Genomic DNA, 6106 nt, shown 5'->3' with positions numbered 1-6106 from the left:
GTGATCGTGCAATACAAGGGCCGCAAGATGGAAGAGGCCGATGTTCTCAGCCTGTTCGAGGCCCCGCAGCACCCCTATACCCGCGCGCTGCTGTCGGCCCTGCCCGAACACGCGACCGGCGACCGCCTGCCCACCGTGTCAGAGTTCTTTGAACAGGAGGCCGCGCGATGACAGCGCCGGTGGTCGAGGGCCGCGCCCTGATCCAGGATTATCACATCCCCGGCGGCATGTTCGCCCCAGCCCGCACCGTTCGCGCGCTGAAGGGCATCGATTTCCGCGTGGACAAGGGCAAGACGCTGGCCATCGTCGGCGAATCCGGCTCGGGCAAATCCACCCTGGCGCGGATCATCGCCTTGATCGACGCGCCTTCGGGCGGACAGTTGCTGATCGAGGGCGCGAGCGTCGATATCACCCGCCGCCACCCCGACGCCGCGCTGCGCTCTAAGGTGCAGATGGTGTTCCAGAACCCCTATGGCAGCCTGAACCCCCGACAGAAGATCGGCGACGTGCTGACCGAGCCGCTGGTGATCAACACCGCCATCCCCGCCGCCGAACGCCGCGACCGGGCCGAGGCAATGTTGCGCAAGGTCGGCTTGCTGCCCGAACATTACAACCGCTATCCGCACATGTTTTCCGGCGGTCAGCGCCAGCGCATCGCGATCGCGCGGGCGCTGATGCTGAACCCCTCGCTGCTGGTGCTGGACGAACCCGTCTCGGCGCTGGATCTATCGGTGCAGGCGCAGGTGCTGAACCTGCTGGCCGATCTTCAGGACGAGCTGGAACTGACCTATGTCTTTGTCAGCCATGATCTGTCCGTGGTGCGCTATATCGCCGATGATGTGATGGTGATTTCCAAGGGGGAAGCGGTGGAACAGGGCACCCGGCAGGCCATTTTTGCCGATCCGCAGCACGCCTATACCCGCCAGCTTTTCGCCGCCACGCCGGTCACGGATGTCAACGCCATCCGCGCCCGCGTTGCCCGTCGTCAGGCGGCGCGACCGCGTCTTTGCGCCGCCGCAGAGATTACACCGGCAGGCACAACGCAATGACCAGAGGAACGATCAGGCTGGTCAGGACAGCGTTCAGTGCCATCCCGATCCCGGCAAAGGCCCCGGCGATTTCATTGACCTGAAAGGCCCTTGCGGTTCCGATCCCGTGTGCGGCCACGCCAACCGCAAAACCGCGCGCCCGCCAGTCGCGAATACGCAGCGCGTTCATCATGGGCGTCACCGTGATCGCACCGATGATGCCGGTCAGGATGACCAGCACGGCGGTCAGGGTCGGCTGGCCGCCAAGTGCCTCGGATATGCCAAGGGCGACGGGCGCGGTGGTCGATTTCGGGCTGATCGACACGATTACCGGCCGCGACAGGCCAAAGGCCATCGCCAGCAGCACCGCTGACAGCGCCGCCGCCAGCGATCCGGCAAGCAGCGCCGCCAGCAGTGGCAGGGCGGTCTTGCGGATGGTCCGCAGGTTCGAATACAGCGGCACCGCCAGCGCCACCGTCGCGGGGCCAAGCAGGAAATGGATAAACTGCGCGCCCTCGAAATAGGTCGCATAAGGCGTCCGGGTAAAAAACAGCAGCGGCGCCAGGATCGCGACCGAGATCAGCACCGGATTGGCCAGCGGGTGCCGCCCCAGCCACCGGGCAATCCAGTCCGAAGCGACATAGACCGAGACGGTCAGGGTTAACCATAACAGAGGCTCGGCGGCGAGATAGCTCCAGATGCGGGCGACGTCAGACATCGCGGCCTCGGGTCAGGCGGGCAACGGCAAGAAATGTGCCCACGCTGATCAGCATGGCAAAGACAGTGCTGACAATCAGAATCACCGCAAAGGCCAGCCAGTTCGCCGACAGGATGTTCAGGTTCCCGACCACGCCGACCCCGGCAGGCACGAACAGCAGCGACAGGTTTGCAAGGATCGCGCGCGACAGCGGGCCGACATAGCCGACCACCGCCGGACTGACCAGAAAGACGGCCACCAGAAGGACCAGCCCGATCACCGGGCCGGGAACGGGCAAGCCAAGCAGACGGGCCGCCACCTCTCCGGCAAGCTGGCAGCACAGAAGTATGGCGATCGGTCCGACCATCCTGTTCATCCTCATGGAATCGGTACAGCCACGCAAGGTAATGCCCGCCCCGACCTTTGTCATCGCCCGGTTGACGTGGCAACATGGGCTTGCTAACCGGGTGCGCGCCGCACGGAATACGCGACATGGACCATTCAGACGATCTGCCCGACGACATGTTCCTGGTCCATGTGACCGGCGAGGATGACGGGACGATGCAGAAAACCCTCAGCTTCTCGCGCTCGCCAACGGTGCTTTTGTCCTTTGCGGCCAACCGCTTTACCCGTGCCGCCTCGCGCGTGTATCAGGACAAGTACGGGCTTGGTTCGATGGACTGGCGGATCCTGGTGATGCTGACGCGGGAACCGGGGGCGACGGTCACGCGCGCCTCGGATATGATCGGCATCGACAAGGGCGCGGTCAGCCGCAGCCTGCATCGCCTGCTGGATCAGGGTCTGGTCCGGCAGGGCGATCTGCATGCCAACGGCCGCAGCCGAAGCTGGCGGCTGACAGGCAAGGGCCAGGCCCTGCACGCCCGCATTCTGGAAGAGGCGCTGACACGGCAGCGCGCGCTGTTCAAAGGCTTTCACCCCGAGGAAATCACCCAGCTTTGCGACCTGTTGACCCGGTTCATGGTCAATCTGGACGATCTGCAGGACCGGTGACGCGCCTTACCGTCCGGTCGCGTCCCATGCGACCGGCATGACCAGCGGCCCGCGAAAAGCCCAGCCACCGAACCGGACCTCGCCGTCGAAACGCAGGTTTTCCAGCCGGGCAAAGATCATCGGCATGGCGACATCAGCGATCAGGCAGCGCGCGGCAAAGGCCCCGGCGCAGAAATGCGGCCCCGCCCCGAACGAGATCGAGGCCGACGCGTCCTGTGTCATGTCGAAATCGTCGGGCCGGGCGAATGCGCCCTCGTCGCGATTGCCCGACCCGAACATCAGGAACACCCGGTCATCGGGTTCCAGTGTGACCCCGTGAAGCACATGCCGCCGCGCCACGCGCCGGGGCGACATGCCGACCGGAGCGATCCAGCGGGTATATTCGGCAAAGGCGTCCTGCCAGCTTGCCGTGCCCTCGCGGATCAACCGCAACTGGTCGGGATGGGTCAACATTGCCCAGGTCAGCCCCGCAATCACATCGCGCGGCTCGTTCTGTCCGCCCGAGATGGCCAGCTTGACATTGGCCCGGTACTGGTCCGGGCTCAGTCCCGCCTGCAACTGCACCGACAGCAACGAATGATCGGGTTCCGCCGTCAGCACCGGGGTCATCTCGTCGATATAGCGGTCAATGGCCGAGGTGCAGTCATTGCAACGCGCCTCGACCTGCGGATCGCCCGCGTAATTGGCGCAGCCATCCATCATGCCCTGACTGACGCGGTTCATCTCTTGCCAGGTGATCTGCGTCAGCCCGGTAATCGCCTTCAGCGCCTCGGCCGAGATCCGCATGGCCAGGTCGCCGACCATGTCCGCCCTGCCCTTCGGCGCGATTTCGTCCAGAATTGCGGTGGTCTGCTGATGGAACTGCTGCCGCCAGACCAGCTTGACAGATTTGGGCGACACGGTCGGCAGAATCGCCCGCCGCTCGGTCACGTGCGGATCGCCATCCTTGCGCATCATGTTCTGCCCCATCAACCGGGTCATCAGCCCGTCCGGCTGATCGGACGAAAAGATCTCGATCTTCTTTTCATTCTCGTAAATATCGTCGCGGCGCGTCAGCAGGATCGCACCAAGCTGGGGCACGAAAGCCACCGGACATTCCGCCCGCATCCGCCGCAAATCGGGATAGGGATCGTCCCAGAATGCCTTGGGATCGATATTGTAAACGGGCGCATCAGACATGGCGGAATCCTCCCCTTCCCCTGTGGTGTTGTCATGGCAACATAAAAGCGGCTCGGGGTCAAGCGTCCGGTCGCGGGGCAAGCGCATTTCAACGGCCGACAAGTGCTTTCACGAGGGCACCATGCTCACTGTGCGCCTGAAGCAAGGGCGGTGGCAAGGTTTCACCTCGGCTGCCAGACCCTGCTGGCGACTGACAAGGGATCAAGTGGCAACGACGGAACCGGGTCTGCCGTTCAACCATCGCCCCAACCACGTTGTGTCCGCGTCTTTGGCTCTGGGAAACGGTCATTCGTCGGGGCTGCCGACATTGTCAAAGCACTACCCGCCGCCAGAGGCGATTCCTCGGGCAAAACACATCAGTCCCATAAAGAACCGCCGACAGCAGGGTTGGCAGAGCATCAATAATTCTTAATGCAGGCAAATGGTTGAGCCGGGAAGTTCGCGCCCCTCATCCATCCATCTTCAGCGCCTGAATGAACGCCGTTTGCGGAATCTCGACCTTGCCGAACTGGCGCATCTTCTTTTTGCCGGCCTTCTGCTTTTCCAGCAACTTTTTCTTCCGCGTCGCGTCTCCGCCATAGCATTTTGCGGTGACGTCCTTGCGCATTGCCGACAGGGTTTCCCGCGCGATCACCCGTGATCCAATGGCTGCCTGGATGGGGATCTTGAACATGTGGCGCGGGATCAGTTCCTTCAGCTTTTCGACCATCACCCGGCCGCGCGCCTCGGCGCGGTCGCGATGAACCATCAGGGCCAGCGCGTCCACGGGTTCGTCATTCACGAGGATCGACATCTTGACCAGATGATCCTCGCGATATTCGCTGATCTGGTAATCGAACGACGCATAGCCCTTGGTCACGGATTTCAGCCGGTCATAGAAATCGAACACCACCTCGGCCAGTGGCAGGTCATAGACGACCATGGCGCGGCTGCCGGCATAGGTCAGGTCAAGCTGGATGCCGCGCCGGTCCTGACACAGTTTCAGCACATCGCCCAGATACTCGTCGGGGACCATGATCGTGGCCTTGATACGCGGTTCCTCGATGTGATCAACCAGCGTCAGGTCGGGCATGTCGGCGGGGTTGTGCAATTCACGGATTTCGCCGTCGCGCATATGCAGCTTGAAAACGACGCTTGGCGCGGTCGTGATCAGATCCAGATCGTATTCGCGTTCCAGCCGGTCGCGGATCACCTCAAGGTGCAGAAGCCCCAGAAAGCCGCAGCGGAAGCCGAAACCGAGCGCGGCCGAGGTCTCCATCTCATAGCTGAAGCTGGCGTCGTTCAGCGCCAGTTTCTCGATGGCGTCGCGCAGAGCCTCGAAATCATTGGCATCGACCGGGAAAAGGCCGCAGAACACCACCGGCTGCGCGGGCTTGAAGCCGGGCAGCGGCTTGTCGGCGGGTTTGCGTTCATGGGTGATGGTGTCGCCGACGCGGGTATCGCGGACCTGCTTGATCGAGGCGGTAAAGACGCCGATCTCGCCCGGCCCCAGTTCTTCGATATCCTTCATCGCAGGGGTCAGCACGGCCAGCTTGTCCAGCCGATAGGTCGCGCCGGTCTGCATCATCTTGACCTGATCGCCCCTGCGGATCACCCCGTCCATGACCCGGATCATCACCACGACGCCCAGATAGGAATCGTACCACGAATCGACCAGCATCGCCTTCAGCGCTGCATCCCGGTCGCCTTTCGGCGCGGGCAGGCGGGCGACGATGGCCTCAAGCACGTCGGGGATGCCGAGGCCGGTCTTGGCGCTGATCGGAATCGCGGCCGAGGCGTCGATGCCGATCACATCCTCGATCTGCGACTTGACACGGTCGGGTTCGGCGGCGGGCAGGTCGATCTTGTTCAGGACCGGCACGATCTCGTGATCAGCATCAATGGCCTGATAGACATTGGCCAGCGTCTGCGCCTCGACCCCCTGCGTGGCATCGACAACCAGCAGGCTGCCCTCGACCGCGCGCATCGACCGGCTGACCTCATAGGCAAAATCCACATGGCCCGGCGTGTCGATCAGGTTCAGCACATAGGTCCGCCCGTCCTGCGCCGGATAGGCGATGCGGACAGTGTTGGCCTTGATGGTGATGCCGCGTTCCCGCTCGATATCCATGCTGTCCAGAAGCTGGGCCTTCATGTCGCGTTCAGCGACAGTGCCCGTCAACTGGATCAGCCGGTCGGCCAGCGTGGATTT

At 63.2% G+C, this 6106-nt stretch carries 6 protein-coding genes and 1 pseudogene; 3 read left to right on the top strand and 4 right to left on the bottom strand.

All coding sequences use genetic code 11. The features are described 5' to 3' along the window. Nucleotides 1–171: pseudogene (locus ACK5L9_RS01600) on the top strand (nickel import ATP-binding protein NikD); the annotation flags it as partial. Next, a complete protein-coding gene (locus tag ACK5L9_RS01595) occupies nt 168–1049 on the top strand; it encodes a dipeptide ABC transporter ATP-binding protein (protein WP_416909697.1) in 882 nt (293 codons plus the stop codon). The pseudogene ACK5L9_RS01600 and the gene ACK5L9_RS01595, both read left to right, overlap by 4 nt. On the opposite strand, the gene ACK5L9_RS01590 is transcribed toward ACK5L9_RS01595, so the two are convergent. Next, nucleotides 1024–1746: an LrgB family protein gene (locus ACK5L9_RS01590; RefSeq protein ID WP_416909696.1), complete on the bottom strand. Its 723-nt coding sequence runs from the start codon at nt 1744–1746 to the stop codon at nt 1024–1026. The genes ACK5L9_RS01595 and ACK5L9_RS01590 overlap by 26 nt on opposite strands. Then, entirely contained in the window at nt 1739–2092 is a 354-nt protein-coding gene (locus tag ACK5L9_RS01585; protein ID WP_416909695.1) for a CidA/LrgA family protein, read from the bottom strand. Before ACK5L9_RS01585 ends, ACK5L9_RS01590 begins: the two co-directional genes overlap by 8 nt. A 125-nt stretch (nt 2093–2217) precedes the next feature. Here ACK5L9_RS01585 and ACK5L9_RS01580 point away from each other — a divergent pair, with 125 nt between their 5' ends. Beyond that, a complete protein-coding gene (locus ACK5L9_RS01580) occupies nt 2218–2736 on the top strand; it encodes a MarR family winged helix-turn-helix transcriptional regulator (RefSeq protein WP_416909694.1) in 519 nt (172 codons plus the stop codon). A 6-nt stretch (nt 2737–2742) separates the two neighbouring features. On the opposite strand, the gene ACK5L9_RS01575 is transcribed toward ACK5L9_RS01580, so the two are convergent. Next, nucleotides 2743–3915, bottom strand: coding sequence for a cytochrome P450 (locus ACK5L9_RS01575; protein ID WP_416909693.1), 1173 nt, complete (start codon nt 3913–3915; stop codon nt 2743–2745). Nucleotides 3916–4363: 448 nt separating this feature from the next. Next, nucleotides 4364–6106, bottom strand: a 1743-nt coding sequence (gene lepA / locus ACK5L9_RS01570) for a translation elongation factor 4 (RefSeq protein ID WP_416909692.1), incomplete at its 5' end; no start/stop codon positions are given.

This window comes from Paracoccus sp. (in: a-proteobacteria), assembly GCF_047973135.1.
GTDB lineage: Bacteria > Pseudomonadota > Alphaproteobacteria > Rhodobacterales > Rhodobacteraceae > Paracoccus.
Note: the sequence above shows the minus strand (reverse complement) of the source record. Positions and strands in the feature narration are given on the sequence as shown.

Bases quoted from the DNA above. Each gene is read 5' to 3' on its own strand.
- ACK5L9_RS01585 (WP_416909695.1), bottom strand. From the start codon at position 2,092: ATGGTCGGACCGATCGCCATACTTCTGTGCTGCCAGCTTGCCGGAGAG.
- ACK5L9_RS01595 (WP_416909697.1), top strand. From the start codon at position 168: ATGACAGCGCCGGTGGTCGAGGGCCGCGCCCTGATCCAGGATTATCAC.
- ACK5L9_RS01580 (WP_416909694.1), top strand. From the start codon at position 2,218: ATGGACCATTCAGACGATCTGCCCGACGACATGTTCCTGGTCCATGTG.
- ACK5L9_RS01575 (WP_416909693.1), bottom strand. From the start codon at position 3,915: ATGTCTGATGCGCCCGTTTACAATATCGATCCCAAGGCATTCTGGGAC.
- ACK5L9_RS01590 (WP_416909696.1), bottom strand. From the start codon at position 1,746: ATGTCTGACGTCGCCCGCATCTGGAGCTATCTCGCCGCCGAGCCTCTG.